Source organism: Paenibacillus sp. FSL H8-0261, assembly GCF_045040645.1.
Lineage (GTDB): Bacteria > Bacillota > Bacilli > Paenibacillales > Paenibacillaceae > Paenibacillus_AQ.
Window position 1 is genome coordinate 6,046,785 of record NZ_CP150297.1, and the last position, 22,217, is coordinate 6,069,001.

Annotated in this window: 17 protein-coding genes and 1 riboswitch; of the genes, 5 read left to right on the top strand and 12 right to left on the bottom strand. The window is 45.9% G+C overall.

Going from position 1 to position 22,217, the window contains the following annotated elements:
- The first annotated feature begins 168 nt into the window (after positions 1-168).
- The gene (locus MHI27_RS26910; protein WP_042131050.1) at positions 169-336 is read left to right on the top strand and encodes a DUF1328 family protein; all 168 of its coding nucleotides are present in this window, start codon (positions 169-171) and stop codon (positions 334-336) included.
- A gap of 126 nt (positions 337-462) precedes the next feature.
- Complete coding sequence (locus MHI27_RS26915) at positions 463-837, top strand: hypothetical protein (protein ID WP_076285483.1); 375 nt, start codon at positions 463-465, stop codon at positions 835-837.
- Between the two features lie 236 nt (positions 838-1,073).
- Here the strand turns inward: MHI27_RS26915 and MHI27_RS26920 are convergent, their stop codons facing one another.
- A complete protein-coding gene (locus tag MHI27_RS26920; RefSeq protein ID WP_341146457.1) occupies positions 1,074-2,159 on the bottom strand; it encodes an SH3 domain-containing C40 family peptidase in 1,086 nt (361 codons plus the stop codon).
- Between the two features lie 201 nt (positions 2,160-2,360).
- Positions 2,361-3,230, bottom strand: coding sequence for a cation diffusion facilitator family transporter (locus MHI27_RS26925; protein WP_042191865.1), 870 nt, complete (start codon positions 3,228-3,230; stop codon positions 2,361-2,363).
- Between the two features lie 124 nt (positions 3,231-3,354).
- On the opposite strand from MHI27_RS26925, the gene MHI27_RS26930 reads away from it, so the two are divergent.
- Positions 3,355-3,540 (top strand): hypothetical protein, encoded by a 186-nt coding sequence (locus tag MHI27_RS26930; RefSeq protein ID WP_042191867.1) that lies wholly within the window; start codon positions 3,355-3,357, stop codon positions 3,538-3,540.
- Positions 3,541-3,622: 82 nt separating this feature from the next.
- On the opposite strand, the gene MHI27_RS26935 is transcribed toward MHI27_RS26930, so the two are convergent.
- The 3 genes from MHI27_RS26935 to MHI27_RS26945 form a co-directional block, all read right to left on the bottom strand.
- Positions 3,623-4,114 (bottom strand): histidine phosphatase family protein, encoded by a 492-nt coding sequence (locus MHI27_RS26935; RefSeq protein ID WP_405175051.1) that lies wholly within the window; start codon positions 4,112-4,114, stop codon positions 3,623-3,625.
- A 144-nt stretch (positions 4,115-4,258) separates the two neighbouring features.
- A complete protein-coding gene (locus MHI27_RS26940; protein WP_042131056.1) occupies positions 4,259-5,884 on the bottom strand; it encodes an ABC-F family ATP-binding cassette domain-containing protein in 1,626 nt (541 codons plus the stop codon).
- Between the two features lie 156 nt (positions 5,885-6,040).
- Positions 6,041-7,006, bottom strand: coding sequence for an MBL fold metallo-hydrolase (locus MHI27_RS26945; RefSeq protein ID WP_405175052.1), 966 nt, complete (start codon positions 7,004-7,006; stop codon positions 6,041-6,043).
- A gap of 243 nt (positions 7,007-7,249) precedes the next feature.
- Between MHI27_RS26945 and MHI27_RS26950 the strand changes: the two genes are divergently transcribed.
- Positions 7,250-8,386 (top strand): virulence factor, encoded by a 1,137-nt coding sequence (locus MHI27_RS26950; protein ID WP_405176804.1) that lies wholly within the window; start codon positions 7,250-7,252, stop codon positions 8,384-8,386.
- 103 nt (positions 8,387-8,489) lie between these two features.
- Positions 8,490-8,695: riboswitch (Lysine riboswitch) on the top strand.
- A 201-nt stretch (positions 8,696-8,896) separates the two neighbouring features.
- Positions 8,897-10,375, top strand: coding sequence for an amino acid permease (locus tag MHI27_RS26955; RefSeq protein ID WP_405175053.1), 1,479 nt, complete (start codon positions 8,897-8,899; stop codon positions 10,373-10,375).
- Between the two features lie 77 nt (positions 10,376-10,452).
- On the opposite strand, the gene MHI27_RS26960 is transcribed toward MHI27_RS26955, so the two are convergent.
- The 7 genes from MHI27_RS26960 to MHI27_RS26990 form a co-directional block, all read right to left on the bottom strand.
- Positions 10,453-11,592, bottom strand: a complete 1,140-nt coding sequence (locus tag MHI27_RS26960; protein ID WP_405175054.1) for a transglutaminase domain-containing protein — start codon at positions 11,590-11,592, stop codon at positions 10,453-10,455.
- A 140-nt stretch (positions 11,593-11,732) separates the two neighbouring features.
- On the bottom strand, positions 11,733-14,105 hold the full coding sequence (locus tag MHI27_RS26965; RefSeq protein WP_405175055.1) for a glycosyl hydrolase family 95 catalytic domain-containing protein: 2,373 nt from the start codon (positions 14,103-14,105) through the stop codon (positions 11,733-11,735).
- 118 nt (positions 14,106-14,223) lie between these two features.
- The gene (locus tag MHI27_RS26970) at positions 14,224-15,981 is read right to left on the bottom strand and encodes an ABC transporter substrate-binding protein (RefSeq protein ID WP_405175056.1); all 1,758 of its coding nucleotides are present in this window, start codon (positions 15,979-15,981) and stop codon (positions 14,224-14,226) included.
- Positions 15,982-16,127: 146 nt separating this feature from the next.
- Positions 16,128-17,033, bottom strand: a complete 906-nt coding sequence (locus MHI27_RS26975) for a carbohydrate ABC transporter permease (RefSeq protein ID WP_042131063.1) — start codon at positions 17,031-17,033, stop codon at positions 16,128-16,130.
- A 65-nt stretch (positions 17,034-17,098) separates the two neighbouring features.
- Entirely contained in the window at positions 17,099-18,034 is a 936-nt protein-coding gene (locus MHI27_RS26980; protein ID WP_256716397.1) for a sugar ABC transporter permease, read from the bottom strand.
- Positions 18,035-18,762: 728 nt separating this feature from the next.
- Positions 18,763-20,304, bottom strand: coding sequence for a response regulator (locus tag MHI27_RS26985; RefSeq protein WP_405175057.1), 1,542 nt, complete (start codon positions 20,302-20,304; stop codon positions 18,763-18,765).
- Positions 20,301-22,088: a sensor histidine kinase gene (locus MHI27_RS26990; RefSeq protein WP_076285491.1), complete on the bottom strand. Its 1,788-nt coding sequence runs from the start codon at positions 22,086-22,088 to the stop codon at positions 20,301-20,303. Before MHI27_RS26990 ends, MHI27_RS26985 begins: the two co-directional genes overlap by 4 nt.
- Between the last annotated feature and the right edge of the window lie 129 nt (positions 22,089-22,217).

The following is a 22,217-nucleotide window of genomic DNA, read 5'->3' on the forward strand; positions in this document are numbered from 1 at the left end:
CTCATAAATAGTGGCTAATCAGCCTTGTATACTGCATAGTTACCCCTACTACCATATGCCGAAACAATCTGTCGAGCGTTGTCAAAACTCCCTGCTCCCCTTTGTTTCAGAATCAAAGTCCCCGTTTATACAATGACTACAAATCAAAAAAAGGATAGGTGATATGTAATGTTAAAATGGTCCGCAATTCTGCTAGTTGTAGCTGTAATCGCTGGTATCTTTGGTTTCTTCAATCTTGTAGCAGCCGCTGCTGGTCTTGCAAAGATACTATTCTTCGTATTCTTGGTTCTGTTTGTTGTTTCCCTCTTCACGGGACGCAGAGGTAGATCGATGTAGCCTCCTCCCATATCTATCCATATATCTTATTCATCATGCAGAAAGTATAGGTCATTCCCACACAGATGTCACTTGAGAAAATAAGAAAAAGTTTTGAAGTTAGATCATAATGAGGAGGAACTTAACATGAAAAAATTCGCCAGCATTACACTTGCCTTGGGACTTATGGCTTCAATAGCAGCTACAGCATCAGCCGCTGAGGTAACAGGGACAACTACAGATTCTACGCCCGGAACTGGAAGCACTTACACAACATCTTTTGAAACGATCATTACCCCATCGGATATTACTCCAGCCACACCACAAATTGTTCTAACCGAAAAAACAGCTTTCCACTTTTCAGTTGGCAGTATGATTCCCGCAGGCTGGCTTAGCGCTCAAACGCTTGATACCACAGGTGAAGTGATTACGGATACTTGGGGCAATGAATGGAGAGAAATCTACACTTGGCTAGGAAAAGCGTGGGTAAAGGTTCCTGTTGCTGCCAATGTAACTATGTAATTAGTATAAAAAAGATGATAACAAGCATAAACGCCTTCGGCGTCCCTATAAGGACGGCAAGTGTTTAAGCGAGAAATATAAAGATAATTTATAGAACGGAACATATAAATTCTTATATTTACAAAAAGCTACCCCCTCAGTAGATCATTCTACTGAGGGGGTAGCTTTTGCGCTTACGCCGCCTTTGTTCACCCGTCACAAACATGCGATGCTGCCGCTTCTGTATACCTATATAATTATCGGATGACCGATCCCCCGAAGAGGAAACGATTCGTCCAAGAAGCGCTTAATTTATCTACTTTCACCCCGCCTGAAGCTACGGAATACGTATGGAGAACTTGTCCATCTCCTAGATACATAGCAACATGCGATATTCTTGCCTTAGATTTGTCGATCCCTTCATACGCTGAAGCGGAGTTCCCTTTATAATCCATAAAGAACATTAGATCGCCGCGCTTCAAACCGGAAGTAGACGTAACTACCGTACTATTCGATTTCACCCAATCTCCCTGTTGACGGGAATCAGCAGGCAGTTTCAAATTCACAGCATCCATGAAAATTTGCCGGATAAAATCAGAACAATCGAAGGTGCTTGTATCATATCTGCTGGAACCAAACTCATAAGGTGTACCCAGATAGCCCATACCTGCTGAGATTACACTCTCGATTTGGGCAGAAGCCCCAGGTGTAGAAATAGGTGGTACTGGTGCTGGCGGCGTTGGTGTCGGCGTTACCGTCCCAGTCCCCCCATTATTAGCGAACGAAGTATATTGATCACTTGAACTTATATATCCAATGCTACCATCAGAGGTTTGAATTTGATACCAGGAGCTGTTCGGCTGTGCCAGAAGCTGTACTTGTTCCCCCTTCTTCAGAAGCCTCAGTACTTTTCCGCTTGTAGAAGGAGCAGTTCGAAGATTCACTCCGTACTTTATGGTTCCCGTTTGTGCTGATGGTGCTGATGGTGCTGTTGGTGTACCTACTGAAGATGAATTTACGCTGATATACTTATCATCTGTACTTGTATAGCCTACGGATCCATCCGCTGCTTTCACCTGATACCAATAGCTATTCGGTTGTGCCACAATCTGCACTTGATCTCCTTTTTGCAAATACTTCACTACTTCTCCACTTGTAGAAGGTGTACTGCGAAGGCGAACACTTGCCTCGATGACCGCTGTTTGACCGGCTGCTGCTGCCATAACTGAATTTGATGGACTTGAGGCTGCTGCTGCATTTCCAGGAGCAGATACTCCTAAACCTGCAACAATTGCAGCTGAAACCAATAAGGATGCTGTTAATTGCTTATGTGATTTAATCATACGTTCCCCCAATACCATGATGAGATTTCAACAAAGGTGTGAACTACATTCCTTTATGCCCTCATTATAGGCTTGCCCGGGATTTGGAACATGCTCCAAATTGCACATATAATCATGCCACTTTATGGTAAAATACAGGACTAAAGTCTTGAATCCTCCTTAAATATGTTTGTTTTTTCCTTAAAATAGAATTTTTCAAATTTAATCTTTAGGTTCCACATGCACCTGTACATTCATAATATTGTGTAGCTTGCTCATTCTCTCTTCAATGGAGTCACTGATCCTATGACCTTCCACCACTGTAATATTCGCGTCTACCTCCACTACAACATCCACGTGTACATGATTCCCATGAACCCGTGCCTTCACATCTTTAATCCCCTCTACTCCCGGTGTTCGAGCAATCGTACTACGTAGATCCATCAATCTATCTTCATCAAAGCCATCCGTAAGCCGGTAGGTCGAGTCACGAAAAATATCCCATGCCGTCTTAGAGATAATCAGTCCGACAACTACTGCCGCCGCAGAATCAATCCATGGCAGTCCGAACTGGGCACCTACAATCCCAACAGCAGCACCTATACTAACCATAGCATCGGAAAAATTATCTTTCGCCGCTGCCATGAGTGCACTACTATTTATCTGCTTAGCCAGCCTTTTGTTGTATATGTATACTCCCATCATTGCTACTGCACACACTAGAGCCACACCAGCAGACCATAGCTGCGGGGTTTCCTTTGCACGATCGAAAAAGGACCGCACCGCCTCCACAATCACTTGAATACCTACTACCGCCATAATAAAAGAAGCCAACAATGCAGCTACTGTCTCTGCCCGAAAATGTCCATAAGCATGGTCAGAGTCAGGTGGCTTCCGCGAAATCTTTAGACCAACCAACACGGCTGCAGATGCTACGATGTCAGTTAAATTATTGACTCCGTCCGCGACCAATGCACTAGAGGCGAATAGATAACCGCTAACCAGCTTGAAAGTCGATAAAATGAGGTAAGCCGCTATGCTAACCCAAGCGCCACGCTCGCCTTTACGTATATCTTCGTAAATATCAACCATTTTGGCTATCTCCTCGTTTTCTGTTTTGTTAGAAAAGAATTCTTTCAATTATTCTTGCCCTTGTAGCAGCATTTAAAAACAATTAGAATAAAGTGAAGGACTTGCTTCAAAGGAGGTTATCATAATGAGCGAAAACAATGAAAAAGGAAAAATCAATTTAGCTGAAGCTATCCGGCAAAAGCTGGAGCAGAAGAAACAACAATCTTCCTCCAAACCTGGATCAACTTTTCAGGCCGGATCCGCTAAACCACTAAAAAGTCAGAATAACAAAAAGCCTAACAACCAACGCCGTCGTACCGGCGGATCCTAGTACTATTTTATAAACATAAAAGGCTGCGCATCCCTCAGGGACAACGCAGCCTTTTATGCGTTCGTCTGCCTTAAAGGATGGGCTAGAACTCATCAAATTCATAACTGATTCTCTTTATTGTACAATTAGACAACTGAAAACATGCGCTTTGGGAAACCTCAAGTGATAAGGATTCCTGTCTTGTAAGCCCAGCGTATACTCCCCGTAGAATTCTACTTGTTAATCCATGTGTAACCGCAATGACCCGCGGAGTGGAGGACAAGCTATCCAGCCAGTCTGTGACACGCTCCTGAACCGCTTCATAGCTCTCTCCATCTGGTGAACGAAAATACCAATCATACATACTCGTATCTTCAAGACTATTTGGCCAGCCCTGCTCAATTTCCTTGAGCGTTAGCCCTGACCAAGAACCAACGGAAACTTCACTTAACCTGGAATCCGTTTCTATTTTATTGAAATCATAACCTAAGATTTCACACAAAATTTGTGTGCTTTGCAGCGCTCTCCCAAGTGGACTTGAAATCACCTTCCATTCGGAGGGATGCTCCACCGAATAACGAAGCAGTCTCCCCATGCCTCATAATAAAAATAGTTCTGTCCACATGCTTCATCTACCGTTACCTTTTCAAAATCGAAATTATAAAGACAGCTACCCTAATCCTAATAGGATTAGAGTAGCTGCTTAACGGGTTCCTTCCGCATAACGGAAAGTAAAATATTATACTTCTACAGGATACATGCGTTGGCGCATTTCCTTAATTTCAGGATTCTCTAAATACTCATCGTAAGTCATCGTGCGATCAATTACACCTGTAGGTGTGATCTCGATGATACGGTTAGCAATCGTTTGGATGAACTGATGGTCATGGGAAGTAAAGAGAATAGTCCCGTCGAAATCGATCAGTCCGTTATTCAGTGCCGTAATGGATTCCAGATCCAAGTGATTGGTAGGTTCATCGAATACAAGCACGTTCGCACCGTTCAGCATCATCTTCGCCAACATACAGCGAACCTTCTCGCCCCCGGACAATACACTCGCTTTCTTCAGTGCTTCTTCTCCGGCGAACAGCATCCGTCCAAGGAATCCGCGCAGGAACGTCTCATCCTGATCTTTAGAATACTGACGCAGCCATTCTACGAGATTCAAGTCCACGCCATCGAAATAGCTGGAGTTGTCTTTTGGGAAATAAGCTTGAGTTGTAGTGACGCCCCACGCATATTCACCCGCATCCGCTTCCTGCTCACCCATGATCACATCAAATAGAAGTGATTTAGGCTGGGAGTAAGGACCCACGAAAGCAATCTTATCACCTTTGTTAACTACAAAGCTGATTTCATCAAGAACCTTCTCACCTTCAACCGATTTGGTCAATCCGCTGATCGTCAGAAGCTGCTTACCTGCTTCACGTTCAGGTTTGAAGTTGAGGAACGGATATTTACGGTTAGATGGACGAATGTCATCCAACGTAATTTTCTCGAGTTGTTTCTTACGAGAAGTCGCCTGTTTAGACTTGGAAGCATTGGCCGAGAAACGCTGAATAAAGGCTTGCAGTTCCTTGATCTTGTCTTCCTTCTTCTTGTTCGAATCACGCTGTAAAGCTTGAGCAAGCTGACTGGACTCGTACCAGAAGTCGTAGTTACCAACGTACATCTGGATTTTGCCAAAATCAATATCCGCAATATGCGTACATACTTTGTTCAGGAAGTGACGGTCATGGGATACGACGATAACAGTACCTTCATAATCCATGAGGAAGTTCTCTAACCAGCCAATCGATTCTAGATCCAAGTGGTTGGTAGGCTCATCGAGCAGGAGGTTGTTTGGACGGCCAAACAAGGCTTGTGCCAAGAGTACCCGTACCTTCTCATTGCCGCTCAGTTCGGCCATTTTCTTATCATGCAGTTCACGCATAATGCCAAGACCGATCAGCATAGCCGCCGCATCTGGCTCTGCATCCCAGCCATTAAGTTCTGCAAATTCGCCTTCAAGCTCACCGGCACGTAGACCATCTGCTTCCGTGAAATCAGACTTCGCATAAAGCGCGTCCTTTTCTTTCATGATTTCATAAAGACGAGTGTGACCCATAATTACTGTTTCAAGTACTGGGAATTCATCGTACTCGAAATGATTCTGCTTCAGAACTGCAAGGCGTTCACCTGGTGTTATATGAACATCACCCGTGTTCGCTTCAATCTCCCCAGACAGAATTTTCAGAAAGGTTGATTTACCAGCACCATTGGCACCAATCAAACCATAGCAGTTACCAGGGGTGAATTTTATGTTTACATCTTCGAAGAGAGCGCGTTTTCCGTAGCGGAGTGTTACGCCGCTTGTGCTAATCATTACGCATTACCATCCTTTTCACTTTAGGGTTTCGGCTCATTATAGCATAAAATCAGTGCAAAAATCCCGTGAAATAGGCATTTAAGCTGATCTCTCTCCTACGAAACTTATTCCAACTGTTTTACGGCGACAACTTTTAAGGAGGAATTTTTTCAATTATTCCCCAGATGTGCGATTCTCCTTTTGTACGACCAGTGTTTCTCCATAACCGAGTGTACGAATTTTTTCCTCCGAAATCGCGTGTTTAACTCGGGCGTTCTCCATGCGATCCAGTGCTTCCCGGGCGGTATCATCAGCAAGTCTGAAGGTACCGTAATGCATCGGAATCATGGTCTCCGCCCCTACATCTAGGAAAGCTTGTATGGCTTCCTCAGGATTTACATGCTGAGAGGTCATGAACCATTCCGGTTCATAGGCCCCAATCGGCATAAGCGCGATATCGATCTTATAACGACTTCCGATCTCCTTAAAGCCAGGAAAATAACCGCTGTCCCCAGCGAAATAAAGATTCGGAGAAGACTTCTGATTTCCGGAATCAGCGGGCTCCAAGATGTACCCACCCCAATGAGAAGTATTCGTATCCCATGGCGTTCTCCGCGTCCAGTGCTGGGTAGGCACAAAACTAAGCTTGATCTTACCTAGCTTAATCTCCTGCCACCATTCCATTTCCACACAGTTGTGGAACCCTTTGCGAAGCATTTTTCGCTTCAGACCAACAGGAACTACAAGCGTTGTCCCTGCCCGATATAATTTGCGGATAGAGGCAATATGCAAATGGTCATAATGAGAGTGCGAAATCAGAATCAGGTCAATCGGTGGCACTTCGCTAAGTGGAATCCCAGGTTGTCCCAGTCTTTTCTCAAAGCCCAGCCTTCTCGCCCAGATGGGATCTGTAATGATATTCATCCCTTCATATTGAAGGAAAAATGTTGAATGCCCAATCCACGTAATGGTAGACTCCAATCGATTCTCAGACAGATAAGATAATCTGGGCGGCGTATTCGGTACAACATATGAATAGTCCTTCTTCTTGCGACGACGCTCCTCACGCCACTGGCGAAATTCCTTTAATGATTTATCGGTACTTACATTATCGACGTTATGGTAACGAGTTTTAGGCATACAACACCTCTTCTACAGAAGTTTACCGAGCAACCCTAGCTTTAGCGAATATACTACAACTATATTGAACAGCAGCGTATTTTGCAAAATATACAAATAGCATGGTAAAGGTTCGCCCTTTTATTCCTCACAATTGCAGACTTTAGCGAAATAATAGAAGAGTTCTTTTGGTTTCACACCAGAAATGAGATAATATGTGTATAAAGTATGGCGGTGCATATACCGTTCAAGGGGGAGCTACGTATGAAGATTACTTTTATTGAACCGACTCCAAGTCCAAATACGATGAAGCTACATTTGGACGAAAGTTTAGAACCCGGAATTCGCAGAACCTATACTCCAGAAAGTGAGCGTTCCGCACCTGCCTGGGCACGTGAAATGTTAACGATACCGGGCGTTATTAGCATTTATCATGCTGCTGACTTCGCAGCACTTGAGCGCAAAGGCAATGCCGATTGGGCAGCCATTCTAAGAGAAGTTCAAAGCCGCTTCGCTAACAGCGAAGGTGTAACTGGAGATTGGAGCCTAGCTGACGAGAATGCCGGTGCTCATTTTGGGGAAGCGCAAGTCTTCGTCCAATTATTCCGCGGAATTCCGATGCAAATTCGCGTCAAAACGGGCGCAAATGAAGAGCGCATATCCTTAGCTAAACGCTTTACTAAAGCGGTTATGGATGTGGCTAGCGCCGTGATGATCAAAGAGCGCAAGCTCATCGATTACGGCGTGCGTTATGGCGAGCCCGCGGACATTGCGCGCGAGGTCGAGCAAGAGATCGAGGCAGCGTATCCGCAGGAACGCCTCGACTCCCTCGTACAGCAAGCCATTGCGCACGGAGCCGAAGGTGAGTTCGTCGAGCAGAGACGAACTCGTACACAGGATGAGCTGCTGCGAGACCTGAAGCATGAGGATTGGCGCGTGCGCTACGCCGCGCTAGAGGATCTTACGCCGACGGCGGAGCTCCTGCCGGAGCTTAAGGCGGCACTACACGATTCCAAGCTGCATATTCGCAGGCTTGCGGTCGTGTATCTAGGCGACCTTCGCACGCCTGAGGCGATGGAGCTGCTCTATGAGGCGATGGCTGACAGCGCCCCAGCCGTAAGACGTACGGCTGGCGATACGCTATCCGACATCGGCGATCCTGCCGCCACGCCAGTGATGACGGCGGCGCTAACAGATAAGAGCAAGCTTGTCCGCTGGCGCGCAGCTCGTTTTCTTTATGAAGTTGGCACATCCGAAGCTCAAGATGCGCTCACACTTGCAGCGGATGATCCAGAGTTCGAGGTTGGCCTTCAGGCCAAGATGGCTTTGGAGCGTATCGCCTCAGGTGAAGCCGCAGCAGGCACCGTATGGCAGCAGATGTCAGAACGCCGTCGTAATTAACACGGAAGTACCTGATTTTGTCATTGCTTTGAGAAGTAAACTTGCTTTATACTAATTCCTGTTGTTTATAAATGAATGAAGTAAAGATAGCCTCGTCATACTAAGATGAGGTAGAGGTCGCGGATATAAAGAGTACGCGTGTGGAGACGTTAGAGCCGTCTATGAACCACGCCGAAAGGAATATCCGCCGAAGCTTGCGCTGTAGCTCTTACAGCGGTGCAGGCTGGGGCCGTTGCCGAAAGGCACGGAACTGTCACATTGTACAGCCTGCGTAAGTAGCAGACTGCAGTGTGTTGCGCTATCTTCACAGGGAGTATGATGCGGAGCTGTATAGATGGAAGCCGCAGACATAGTTTGCGGCTTCTTTGCGTTTACAGAATTTGTATGTTTCGTACAGTCTTCCATAACCTTCTGGAAATCACGAAGTATACCTCCCGCCTTGCGGGAGTCAACAGCTCAGCACTCCCCGTTCATGAACAGTAAGATTAGATCATAAGGAGTGTCATATTCATGCAGGGCAATCAACAAAACCCAGCGCAAGGCGACATAAATCAGCCTGCGCTAAAAAAATCGTTCAAAGCAAGACATTTGACCATGATCGCGCTTGGCGGATCTATTGGTACGGGTCTGTTTCTAGCCAGTGGCGGCGCGATCGCTTCAGCAGGACCTGGTGGAGCGCTTCTAGCTTACACGGCAGTGGGTGTAATGGTTTATTTTCTCATGACTAGTCTTGGGGAGCTCGCCACCTATTTACCGGACTCCGGGTCCTTCAGTACCTACGGCACTCGTTTCGTCAGCCCCGCCTTTGGCTTCGCCATCGGCTGGAACTTCTGGTATAACTGGGCGGTTACGATTGCAGCAGAGCTATCAGCGGCTACCGTCATCATTAAATATTGGTTCCCGGACAGCCCTTCCTTTCTCTGGAGTCTGGTGTTCCTACTGCTGATGTTCGGCCTAAACTTCCTATCTGCTCGTGGCTACGGGGAATCAGAATATTGGTTTGCCATTATCAAAATCATTACCGTTATCGCTTTCCTCGTTGTCGGTGTCCTCATGATATTCGGCATTATGGGTGGAGAAGCCGTAGGCTTCAGTAACTTCCAAATCGGGGGCAGCTCTTTCCACGGTGGCTTCTTCGCCTTCGTCGGGGTCTTTATGGCAGCCGGATTCTCCTTCCAGGGTACCGAGCTAATCGGCGTTGCTGCTGGTGAGAGCGAGAACCCACGCCGCAACGTCCCTATTGCGATCCGCCAAGTATTCTGGCGTATATTAATCTTTTATATCCTTGCTATATTTGTAATCGGAATGTTGATTCCTTATACGAATCCAGATCTTCTGCGTGGAGGCATCGATGATATCGGAGTCAGTCCGTTTACGATCGTGTTCAATAAAGCCGGGCTTGCAATTGCTGCATCCGTAATGAATGCCGTCATTCTCAGTTCTGTACTGTCGGCAGGGAACTCTGGAATGTATGCTTCCACCCGTGTCCTGTATGCAATGGCTAAGGATGGCATGGCTCCGCGCGCACTGGGTAAGCTCAATCGCCGTGGTGTCCCTGTTGGCGCTTTGCTAGTAACTACGGCTGTCGGAATGCTCGCCTTTCTCGCTTCATTCTTTGGTGACGGTGCCGTATATAACTGGCTACTGAACGCCTCTGGTATGTGCGGATTTATTAACTGGTTGGGTATTGCGGTCTGCCATTACCGTTTCAGACGTGCTTTTATAGCACAAGGGCATTCGCTAGATGAACTACCTTACCGAGCTAGATGGTTCCCATTCGGACCTATCTTTGCCTTAGGACTTTGTATTGTAGCTATCCTCGGTCAGAATATGGGCGCCTTCTCAGGTGGAAATATCGACTGGTATGGTATCGCCGTTTCCTATATCAGCTTGCCGCTGTTTGTCTTGATCTGGGTCGGCTATCGCTGGTTCCGGAAGAGTAATATTATTCCTTTGGATAAATGCGACCTAAGTACTCACCCAGAATAAAATAGACCCGGTAAAAAACAAAAAAGGGACGTCCCGTAGCCATTTAGGCTTATGGGATGTCCTTTTTGGTTATCCTTCTATTCCCAGGTCACAAACACTTTGAGATCGCCTGTATTGTCAAAAGCAGAACTGGAGTAAGATACATCCTCTAGTCCAAGCTTATATAGCTCCTGCAGGTCATTCTTAAGCTTGGTCCCACTCCCTTGATAACGGAATAATATAGACACCTCACCGGAGGCAATTGCCTTATTCGCTAGCCGAGTCAGATCTCCTACCGAACGTACAATTAGCTCCTCGGCATATAGCTCATAATTGAGATCGTTCTGAAGCTGTTTATAGACAGCCGCATTCTGTCCTCCACGCTCCACAAGCGCAGACAAGGTCTTATGATAACCTACAGAAGCTGCCGGATAAGACTTCGTCCAGCTATGGTCCTGACGCATCTGCGCATCCGTTCTCAAGTAGTATGCTGTGCTAACCACACCTGCCTTATCAGGTGTCGGGTCATCCCAAGTCGTGTCGAGATGATACCACCGTCCATCTAACAACACAAGATTCCAGGCATGCAACTGGCTACGTCCTCCAGGCTGTTTGGCTGTACCCTCAACGATTTCATTCGTGAATCCAGCCTCCTTTAACAGCTTATAGGTCAACAGCGAATACCCTTGGCAAACGGCGCTGCCACTCTTCAATCCTTCATAAGCCGTATATTTACGATACGAAGTGTCATACTTCAGATGAAGCACAACCCAATCATGGATAACCTTCACCTTCTGATGATTGTTCATGCCCGGCGTTATGATCTTCTTCAGCGCAGCCTTCACTTCTTTGTTCACAAAAGCCGTCTGCTCCAGCGTCTCCAAATATTTCACTTCCACCGTAACTTTTACAGAGCTTGCGCTTCCTCGATAAGTATATCCGTAGCTGTCTATAATGTAATACAAATAAGGGTCACTAGCCATCGCTTGATCCAGAGCCGCTTGTATTTTCGTTTTCAAATTTGAAGCTTTGCTCTCATAAGTAAAAGTAATGGTCTCCCTGCGGTTGTTCATTGCACCCGTTAGCTTCTGCGCTACTTCATTTACAGAACGAAGGGTGGGTGAACTCGAAGCCGCATAAGCATGACCCCAGCCCCAATAAATCATCGGTGGAATAGCAGCGAATATAATCACTCCTCCCAGAATGATCTTTACTAATGTGAAACGTTTTTTCCACATATATATTTCGTTCCTCCGGCTCCTATAGACTTGTAATGAACCCTACCATTTAATAGATAATGAGCGTTTAGGCAAAAAAAGACTGCTCCCTGTAGAATAATTCTACTCTGAGAACAGCCTATATGCTAGAACGATGTGTTTTATTCGCTTTGCGGTGTAATGATATAGGTCTCTCCTATAACGGTTTCAAATTCCATCTCTATCCCTATTCGTGAACCATCTGGTCTTTGAATGAGTAAAGGCTCGCGACTGTAAATTCTGCATATTTGCCCATGCGTCGAGGTCAGTTCCGCCTTCATTAAGCGTCCCTCACGCCATTCTATATTTGTGATAAAGCCGCCTCGGGCTACCAAGCCTTTCACACTGCCTTCAGACCATTCTTCTGGAAGAGCGGGTAATAATTCAAGCCCTTCCTGATGACTCTGCAAGAGCATCTCAGCAACTCCGGCCGTAGTTCCGAAGTTACCGTCAATTTGAAATGGAGGGTGATTACCGAATAAATTCGGCAGACTTGAATCTTGCAAAATACGACGTAAACAGCTATACGCACTCTCTCCATCCTTCAAACGCGCATATAGATTAAGTAGCCAGGCTGCACTCCAGCCCGTGTGTCCGCCCCCGCCTTCCAAGCGCTTCTTAAGCGATAACGCTGCCGCCTCAGCTAGCTCTGGTGTGAAGGAAGGACTAATTACATTCCCGGGATATAAATCATACAAATGAGAGACATGGCGGTGCCCAGGCTCTTGTTCAGCAAAATCCTCATTCCATTCACGAATACGTCCGTCCGGTGCAATCCCAGGATGAGCGAGTCGTGCCTGTTTCTGGCGTAGCTCCTGCCTCAGCTGGGCATCGGTATTCAAAATCTCAGCAGCCTGAATGCAATGCTTGAACAGCTCAGCGATCAGCGATAAATCCATAGCTGAGCCAGCTGAAACACTGCATGGCGTGCCATCAGCAGTCAAGAATACATTCTCCGGTGAGGTAGACAGACCCGTTGTCCAGCTTCCATCAGGTAGCTCTACCAGCCAATCCAGACAAAATAACGCGGCTCCCTTTAACAAAGGATAAGCTGTGTTTCGCAAATATTCCTCATCTGGACGGAAAGCGTAACGCTCCCACAATTGGCGAGAGAGCCAAACGCCTCCCATTGGCCAAAATGCCCACATCGCCTTGCCGTCTGACGGAGACGTCATACGCCACAAATCTGTATTATGATGCACCGTCCAGCCACGTGCGCCATAATGAATATTTGCTGTACGGCTGCCAGCCATACTAAGCTCCGTAATAAAATCGATTAGAGATTCATGGCATTCACCCAACCCGCATAACTCGGCTGGCCAATAATTCATTTCAGTGTTTATATTAGTCGTATAATTGCTGTTCCATGGCGGCTGAAGATAGGGATTCCAGATCCCTTGCAAATTCAGAGCTTGCGTCCCCGGTCGTGAGCCAGCAATCATCAGGTAGCGGCCATACTGGAACAGCAGCGCTTCTAGCGCAGAATCTGCCTGCCCCTCCTGATACCGTACTAGTCGCTCATCCGTGGGAATCTCTATCCGGGAGGACGAAGGTGCAAGCGTCAACTCCACACGGCGGAACAAGGACTGATGATCCTCTAGATGGCGCTGCTTCAGCTCTGCATATCCATTAGAGGACAAAGCCAATTGCTCTAGGCACAACTCCGAAGGTAGCTTACCGTCGCTTCCTGGCATCCGGTCATACCCGACAAAATCGGTTGCGGCAGCTAGGCGGATCGTAATGGAGCGCGCACCTGAAACCGACAACATGCCGTTCTCAGCATTACATTTGCCGCCATCTGTACGGATCTCCATTGCAGCGGCAAAACTTATGCCAAGCCCCTCTTCGTATAATACGGCACGCGGATGATCTCCTACATAATTATCAGCCACATGCGATGGAGCGCGACCGGTCATCATCAGCGCGCCATCCGAAGTGATCTCTAGTCGGAAAGGATGCGGCGAAGTCAGAGCCACTGAGAAATCCGGCAAAATACCCAGCCCCTCTTTCCCCTCTGCACGGATATGAATGACTATAAGTTCATCTGGTCTGCTGGCCAAAACTTCGCGCACAATCCTTACATCCCCAGCAGTATAGGATACCGTAGCAAGTGCTTGATCCAAATCAAGCCCCCTCTGATAACCCTCTACAGGACCACCAAGATTGAACTTCATTCGCAAGTCTCCGAGCGGTTGATAGGATTCAGTCCGTCTGCCTAATATTTTGGAATCTACCAGTGCTTCCGCTTCCTTGTATTTCCCCTCTGCCACTAATTGTTTGGCCGGAGCCAAATGACGCAGCGCCTCATAATTAGCTGTATCCCGCGGAAATCCCGACCATAGGGTGTCTTCATTTAGTTGAATGAGTTCTTCTTCCGTTCCGCCAAAGATCATGCCGCCCAAACGGCCATTACCCACTGGCAGTGCCTCTTCCCATACAGCTGCCGGCTGCTTATACCAGAGCTTATGCCGCCCAGTGTTCTTACTTTCTTCCACGTATATTCCTCCTATCCTGTAATTACAGATGAAAACAAATCGGCGGGAAGCCCGGACTTTCGTTCGGACTTCCCGCCATCTTCATGCTTTTATTTTATTAGCCGTGTTTCAGGAATAATTACTCATTCCAAAGTTTCACGCGTTGTTTAACCAGCTCTTCACGTAAATCTTCAGCTTTCGTCACACCAGCTTTATCCAGTTCAGCCATGTAAGCATCCCAAACTTTGTCGAAATCAGCTGGCTTGGACAAGATGGCTTCAGGAATCCGTTTCCAACTGATATCCTTCAGCTTGTTGTCGAGAACGACAATTTCGCTATCCCCAGGAATCGTGATGTTCCATGCCGCGCCCCAAGGTTTAACTTTGAATTCATCTTCATTTGGGAAGAGGTCTTTCCAAGTTGTTGCTTTATAAGCAGCAAGTGTTTCTTTTTCAACTGCATTGTAGCCTACTGTTACTTGCTCAGGGAAACGAGTTGTATAGTAGTTTCCAGTTGGATCCAATACGCCGTCACCATAGTGAGCGCTAAGCAGAGCGTAGTTTGATCCGACATTGCCAAGTCCTGTTTCTTTTTGGAAATTGGTAGTGTCATTATATTTACGGTTGTTCACATCTTCAGGAATGACGCGTTTGCCGTCAACTACGTTGTAATGCTTGCCTTCGATACCCCAGTTAACCAATACTTGACCTTCATCTGAAGCTAAGTAGTCCAAGAATTTAATTGCACGTACCGGATCTTTAGCATCTACGCTGATCCCAATGCCATTACCACCCATAAAGCCTGTAGGCCAGAAGGAAGTTTCTTTGTACTCTTCAGACAGGGTTACTGGATAGTGTCCGTATCCTTGATCCAGCTTACCTTCAGCTTTCAATGCTCTTTCTCCATCGCCATAACCCCAGTCTTGGTCGATCAAACCAATAACACGGCCGGTAGCGATTTTAGCTTTGTACTGATCATACTTTTGAACGAAGCTTTCCGGGTCAAGCAATCCGATATCGTTCATATGGTTGAGCCAGCGGAAATATTCTTTCTCAGCAGGACGACGGAAGTGATAAGTTACTTCTTGTGTGTCGATATCGATTGCATATTCACCATCATCAGGAGAGCCTGTAGTAGTGAATGCTGGGTTAGTTACTGTAATGTACATGTACCAATCATCTGCATTTAGGGTCAGACCGATGTTTTTGTTACCATTTTCATCGGTTGGATGTTTTTCCAGGTAAGCCTTGATTACGTTCTCATAATCTTGGACAGTTTTAATTGCAGGATATCCCGCTTCTTTAACAGCACGGTGCTGTAATTCAAATCCGCCGCCAGCATCAAAGTATTTGTTATCCACACCTGCATACGTAGGGATAGCATAGATCGCGTGGTCATCGTCACTGTAGCGTGAGCGTTTCATGCCTTCTTCGCCTAATACTTTTTTGATGTTCGGAGCATATTTTTCAATCAGATCTGTCAGATCAAGCATTGCGCCTGCATCCACCAGCTTGCTTACGTCGGTCTTGGCACTGATCAGATCCGGATAATCACCGCTTGCTGCGATCAACGCTACTTTCTGAGCAGGGTCACCAACCGCGTATTCAGCATTCAAGGTAACTCCCGTTTTTTCCGTAATCACATTACCTACTTCATCTTGCATGCCTGTCCAGTTCGGGTTAGGGTCAGCACTGAAGAAAGTCATCGTGAGCGGAGAAGTATCCTCAACCGCATTGGCCGAATTAGCTGCATTCCCCTTATTTGTTGCATTTCCAGCTGCATCTCCAGCTGCGTTATTGCCGTTGTTTCCACCACAACCTGCGAGCATGCCGAGCATCATAATAGAAGTAAGTGTAAGTGCCGTTGCTTTAGCTTTTATTTTTCTATTATTCCCCATTACATAAACCCTCCTTAAAATTGTTTATCTATCGTATCACAGATAAATCCTGTTAATACTTATCCCAAAACTTCCCACAAGAAAAGAAAACGGATACAAAATACTCTTAAAGCTTAGGGGAGACTATGCTCCCCTGTTAGCTGTGATTAGCTCTTCACAGCGCCAAGTGTCATACCTTGAACAAAATATTTCTGAATGAACGGATACACCAACAAAATTGGCACGGTTACGACAATCGTAATCGCCATCTTGATAGACTCTGGCGAGACCTGATTCGAAGCTAGAGAAGCAATGTTGGAGCGATAATCGCCACCATTACCACTGGTTGTACTCTGCAGAACCTTCATCAGTTCATATTGCAATGTCGTCAGATGAGGGCTTGAACCATTATACAAATACGTATCAAACCATGCATTCCATTGACCTACCGCTAGGAACAACGCGATTGTTGCTAGAGCCGGCTTCATCAGCGGCAGGATGACACGCCAGTAGATGGTAAAGTCATTAGCTCCATCAAGCTTCGCCGATTCCTGCAGTGCATACGGCAGGCCGTCAATAAAGGAGCGGATAACGAAGACATTAAAAGCACTAACCAATCCAGGCAATACGTAGACTGCAAAGCTGTTCATCATATGGAGATCCTTGATCAGCATGTATATTGGAATCATTCCTCCAGAGATATACATGGTCATCGCCAAGAATGTGGAGACGAACTTGCGGCCTGCAAAATCAGGACGGCTGATCGTAAATGCTAGCATCGAGGCACTGATCAGACCGAACAAAGTACCGACGACTGTCCGCAAAGCGGATATTTTAAACCCGGTGATCAGCCCTGAGAAACTGAAGATTTTCAAGTAATTGTCCCAGGTAAATTCCCGAGGATAGATGGTGATACCGCCGCGCACACTATCCACTGAATCATTCAGCGAGATCGCAAGCACGTTCAGAAACGGATAGATCGTGATTACAACCACGAACAGTATTACAAAGTATACAATGAAGTCAAAGATCCGGTCTGACCACGACTTTCCGGTGATAGCTGTATTTCCCACTGTAACGCTCTCCTTTCAAGAAAAGGGCAATTTTGCTGCCACGATTGGTAGAAGGGCCTTCTGTGTTACAGAAGGCTCTCTTTAGTTGTACGCTTGAAGATTCCATTAATCGTAAACAGCAGGATTACACTGATCACTGAGTTGAATATATTGATCGCGGTACCGTAGGAATATCTCGCCATGCCTAGTCCGTATTTCAGAGAGTACAGATCCAGCACCTGAGAATAGTCGGTAACGAGGTTGTTTCCAAGCAAGAATTGCTTCTCAAAGCCGATATTCAGCAAATTACCAATCGACATAATGAGTAGCACTGTAATGGTCGGCCGGATACCTGGAAGGGTGATATGCCATACCTGGCGGAGCCTGCTGGCACCGTCTACTCGGGCCGCTTCGTACAGTTCAGGTCCAATACCCGAGATGGCCGCAAGGTAGATAATCGCATTCCATCCGGTTTCTTTCCACACATCTGATAAAGTAACGATTCCCCAGAAGAGATGGCCCTGAGCCATGAACTGGATAGGTGAGTCTATAAATCCAATTGTTAACAAGAGATCGTTTACAAGACCATTTTCGCTAGATAACATTTTAGTTACAATTCCCGCTGCAACCACCCATGATACAAAGTGAGGCAAATACGAGACGGTCTGAGCAAAACGTTTAAAAAATCCAAGACGCAATTCATTGAGCAATATTGCAAACGTTATCGGAAAGATAAAGCCTGCGACCAAGCCCATTCCGCTCATCGCCAGCGTGTTACGCAGCGCCAGAAGAAATTGCGAGTCACTGAACAGTGTCTTAAAGTGTTCAAAACCTACCCATTCTTGTTCAAAAAAGCCACGTGCGGGCTTGTACTTTTGAAAAGCCATCGTCCAGCCCCATAATGGGAGATAACTGAAGACGAATGCCCAGATTACAAAAGGTATCGACATCATCCACAAATACTTTTGATTCTTAAAGCTTCTCCAAAACCGTCCTCCTGAAGCAGGCTTTTTGTTGCGCATTCGGGTGTCCGGCGGGATTTGAGCAGTTACTGTGTCCGCTTTCATAAAGCCCCTCCTCTCTATGCCTTAATTCTAAAACTTTGTAAGCGATTGCAGTACCCTATAAATTCGACTTAAAATCAGGTGAAAATTAGAGATTTTTGTCCGGGGTGAATTCTCATTTCTCATCGACACAGAGGGGCTAATGCTGCTGCGTCTGCATTATTCTTTTGATACGGTTCATAAAACAATCTGCTGGATATTAGTCGCTACGCGGAATATTTGGACTTTCGATCGCACCTTTTTCGAATTTTCCAACTAAGCTTCTGGTAACCAGCCACTACGCGGAATATTTGGACTTCCGATCGCTGTTATCCTCAGATTTCCTGATTTGAACCGCTTCTCGCGGTAGAAATCCGAGGAGAAAGGCGAACGCTCCGCTTCTACAGTTCCAAATATTCCTCTTCGTTCTTCTACCAGTCGCCCTTTTAAAATTAGAAGCGTTAAACGCTTCTACAGTTCCAAAAATTCCTCTTCGCTCCTTTACCAGCAGATGTTTAGAGCCCTGATTCTAAAGAAAATGCATTAGCCCTCCACCCGCATAAGCTTAAGCAGGTGTCTATTTAACTGCATTAATACTTCACCACGTACAATTGGTGGGAGTAGAAAAAAAAGACCTGCGGGCTGTGGTTCAGAAAAACATCTGATCCACAGCCGCAGGTATATCAAACAAGAACACCACACTATCCTTAGATGCTTTTCCGATAAGAAGTTGGTGAGATTCCTACATATTTACGGAACTTAGCGTTGAAATAATCAGGGTTCATATACCCTACCTTCTCGGCCACCTCGTATACTTTCATCCCTTGCGTCAGAAATTCCTTAGCCTTCTCAATCCGCACTTTATCCACGTACGTATTGAAGTATTCTCCTGTGGTGTTCTTGAACATTTTACCGAGATAAGCGCTGTTGTAGCAGAATAACTCGGATAAGGTCTCTAGCTTTAGGTTCTCATTGTAGCGACGGTTGATTATTTCTGTAATTTTCTTAATTTCATTTCCACGACCACTGGTCATCTGGCCCGCAATTTCTTCGAGAAATGAGACAGCCTGATCCTGCAAATCAGACAAATAATAACTTTGATAAAGCTCCCCTATTGGAGGGGAATGCTCTGCTGCATAGGTGCGAATTTCCGGATACGTAGGCTCCAGACGAGCCAGAACAGTACTAAGGAGTCTCACAAAGGTCTCTTTAATTCGCAATTCATCACTGCCCGCAGATATAAGTTCAGCACAGATGGTTTGCACTATCGGTCGGATCGCGCTCAGACTTCCGGTTTCTACTGCAAGCAGCAGACGACTCTCCGTCTCCTGATCCTCTTCAGTCTTCTCCTTCATCTCCATCAGAAATCCTGAAGGATCTGTACTGATGATGATCCCCTTTTTGAAGAAGAAGGAATGTCTTAACAGTTCACGTGCTGAATTAAACGATTCTCCCACCATTTCAGGTCGAGGTACTACTCCCCCCGCTACTGCAATGAAGTCGTAACCCTTTGGTTCTATCACTGCAGATAATCCCTTATATAATTCTTCCCGCTTGCTCGCGCTCTGGTCCGGATCCTTCATGAGAATGCCCAAATACTGTGACAATGTAAAGAATGATGCACTAGGATGATTACTAAAATGCTGTTCCATTACTGTTTTGATTCCCCGGAGATCCTCATCATTTGCACCAGCTGTTTTTCTTAACTCAATGAGAATGACTTCATAATTTCCCTGATCGAGTCCTAGCGCATCCACATGTCTGCTAAGGTCCTCCTCCAGTTCTTCCTCTGAGGTTGGCTGTAGAAGCGCTCGGAGTAAAGTTTCCCTATTGCGAGCGGGCTCCTCCTCATTCCAGTCACTGAACCGCTGCTCCTGCTCGATCGTTTCATGTAGCTGTTCCAGACATACGATCATCTCATCCTCATCCACTGGCTTCAGCAAATAGCCGTCGATCCGATATCCAATCGCCCGCTTAGCATATTCAAAATCAGCATGTCCACTCAAAATGAGTACATGACTTTCTGAGCCTTCTTTACGAAGCTCACTAATCATTTCCAGACCATCCATTCCAGGCATACGAATATCAGCAACGATCAGCTCCGGGTAGAAGGTATGATACTTTTCAAGTGCTTGCAAGCCATTAGCTGCTGTAGCTACCACCGTATAACCGAGCTTCTCCCATGGGATCAGACTTCGAAGTCCTTCCCGTAGCTTCGGCTCATCATCGACAATCATCACTTTTATCATAGATTGTTGTCCTCCATTGGTATGCAGAAGAAAATAACCGTTCCTACATTAGGTCTACTTTCAATCGTTAGCCCATATTCTGCGCCGTAGGATAGTTTTAGCCGGTCATGTACATTACGAAGTCCAATTCGCTCACCTTCACGCTCTTCCTTACGCTCAAGCGTGTTCAGTAATTCCTCCAGCTGAATTGGAGATATTCCTACTCCGTTATCTGTAATCGTAAATTTAGCATGATCCCCAACTTGTACAACTTCCACCGTCACAAATGCACCTTCCATCTTATTATCCAGTCCGTGGATTACTGCGTTCTCAACAAGTGGCTGAATAAGAAGCGGGGGCATATAAAGAGATTCAACGGCAGGGTCTACAGTAAATTGATATTTCAACCTCTCCTCATAACGGAATTGCTGAATATCCAAGTAACAACGTACCACTTCTAATTCCTGACTAAGCAAAATTTTACTTCGGCCTACCTCCAGGTTACTGCGCATCATTTTACCTAGAAGACGTACCACACGGGCAATTTCCACTTGCCCCTTCATGTGAGCTTCCATCCGAATCGCTTCTAGTGCATTGAATAAGAAATGCGGGTTAATCTGGCTGGCCAGCATTTTGAATCGTATATCATTTTGTTTCTGTTCCAGCAGACTATTCTGTGCATTGGATTCCTGTACCTCATACATCAAATCATTAATGCTGCGTACCATGGAATTGAATTGACGAGCTAACAGGGCGATTTCATCCTTGCCATCAATCTTTAATGTCGTATCAAAATCCCCAGTACTGACTCGGTTAATATGTCTGCTTAAATGCAGCAATCGTCGTGAAAACAAAGAGGAGAAGCTATATATAATTAAAAAGGCCAATAGAACACTTATCGCAACCACAGTAATCGAAAGCTTAATCACTTGATTGGGTTCTTTAACTATACTTTCAATCGAAAAAACAGATATAATTCGTAGTGCATTTCGGCTGGCTTGTGGTTTAAGCTCCTCGATCACAATTTTGGAAGCTTCACCATCTACTACTGCTTCATAGCTTCCACTTCCCTGCCCCAAGAGCTTCGTGTCAAAAGAAACATCCACCAGCTTTTTACCTGTCCGATCTTTCCGGTTCGCTGCAATGATATTGTCTTGATCATCGACGATCATGGTATCAAAAGATTCCTGGCTTAGAATGGATGCAAGCTGCTGACTGTTCACATTAATAACGAGTACACCGATCTTACTGGAGCCCTCCAGCTCGATTTTGCGGACAAGACTTAAATAATTCCGCTTATCACGCTCATCTTCGATATATTCCCAACCGACAAGACTATCGTACCGCTGTGCTCTCTGATACCACTGGCTCTCCTTAATCTCAGGTGAAGGATTGATCAGCTCCCAGTTGTTAAGCAGCGTAGCGTTGTCAGTGTATAAGCGAATGTTGGATATATCTTTATACAACCTTAGATACTCACGCATATCCGAATAATCGCGGTAAGCTTCCACCACATCATAAGTGCTAACATACTGACGTATGGCAAGTCTCTTCAACCGTGCATCATTGCTCAAGCGATATGCGATATCTTGAGATACACCGATGACTTCTTCTGTTCTTTTCTTTACCCGATCTACGTTAATTGAAGCTTGTTCCAGTGCGCTCTGAAACGCCATGGTTCTCATCTCAAACGTAAGATAACCGCCTACCAGTAATACCGGAAGTAACGTGGTGAGTAAAAAAGCAAGCAACAGCTTATTGCGGATTTTGATGTCATTCAACAGCTTAACAATCCATTGGAACATGGCCTTCCGCCCCCCGAAACCTTCACTATCTCATGCAGAGTTTAACGCTGCCCTGGAGATACCCCATACTTTACAGAAGAAAAATAGGAACGGCAACAACTTCGAATACAGCCTATCCTTAGATCAATA

Coding starts and splice junctions, on each gene's coding strand:
- MHI27_RS26940 (WP_042131056.1), bottom strand. CDS start 5,884: ATGATTAGCACAAGCGGCGTAACACTCCGCTACGGAAAACGCGCTCTC.
- MHI27_RS26985 (WP_405175057.1), bottom strand. CDS start 20,304: ATGATAAAAGTGATGATTGTCGATGATGAGCCGAAGCTACGGGAAGGA.
- MHI27_RS26980 (WP_256716397.1), bottom strand. CDS start 18,034: ATGCGCAACAAAAAGCCTGCTTCAGGAGGACGGTTTTGGAGAAGCTTT.
- MHI27_RS26955 (WP_405175053.1), top strand. CDS start 8,897: ATGCAGGGCAATCAACAAAACCCAGCGCAAGGCGACATAAATCAGCCT.
- MHI27_RS26960 (WP_405175054.1), bottom strand. CDS start 11,592: ATGTGGAAAAAACGTTTCACATTAGTAAAGATCATTCTGGGAGGAGTG.
- MHI27_RS26910 (WP_042131050.1), top strand. CDS start 169: ATGTTAAAATGGTCCGCAATTCTGCTAGTTGTAGCTGTAATCGCTGGT.
- MHI27_RS26950 (WP_405176804.1), top strand. CDS start 7,250: ATGAAGATTACTTTTATTGAACCGACTCCAAGTCCAAATACGATGAAG.
- MHI27_RS26915 (WP_076285483.1), top strand. CDS start 463: ATGAAAAAATTCGCCAGCATTACACTTGCCTTGGGACTTATGGCTTCA.
- MHI27_RS26970 (WP_405175056.1), bottom strand. CDS start 15,981: ATGGGGAATAATAGAAAAATAAAAGCTAAAGCAACGGCACTTACACTT.
- MHI27_RS26935 (WP_405175051.1), bottom strand. CDS start 4,114: ATGGGGAGACTGCTTCGTTATTCGGTGGAGCATCCCTCCGAATGGAAG.
- MHI27_RS26920 (WP_341146457.1), bottom strand. CDS start 2,159: ATGATTAAATCACATAAGCAATTAACAGCATCCTTATTGGTTTCAGCT.
- MHI27_RS26990 (WP_076285491.1), bottom strand. CDS start 22,088: ATGTTCCAATGGATTGTTAAGCTGTTGAATGACATCAAAATCCGCAAT.
- MHI27_RS26945 (WP_405175052.1), bottom strand. CDS start 7,006: ATGCCTAAAACTCGTTACCATAACGTCGATAATGTAAGTACCGATAAA.
- MHI27_RS26925 (WP_042191865.1), bottom strand. CDS start 3,230: ATGGTTGATATTTACGAAGATATACGTAAAGGCGAGCGTGGCGCTTGG.
- MHI27_RS26930 (WP_042191867.1), top strand. CDS start 3,355: ATGAGCGAAAACAATGAAAAAGGAAAAATCAATTTAGCTGAAGCTATC.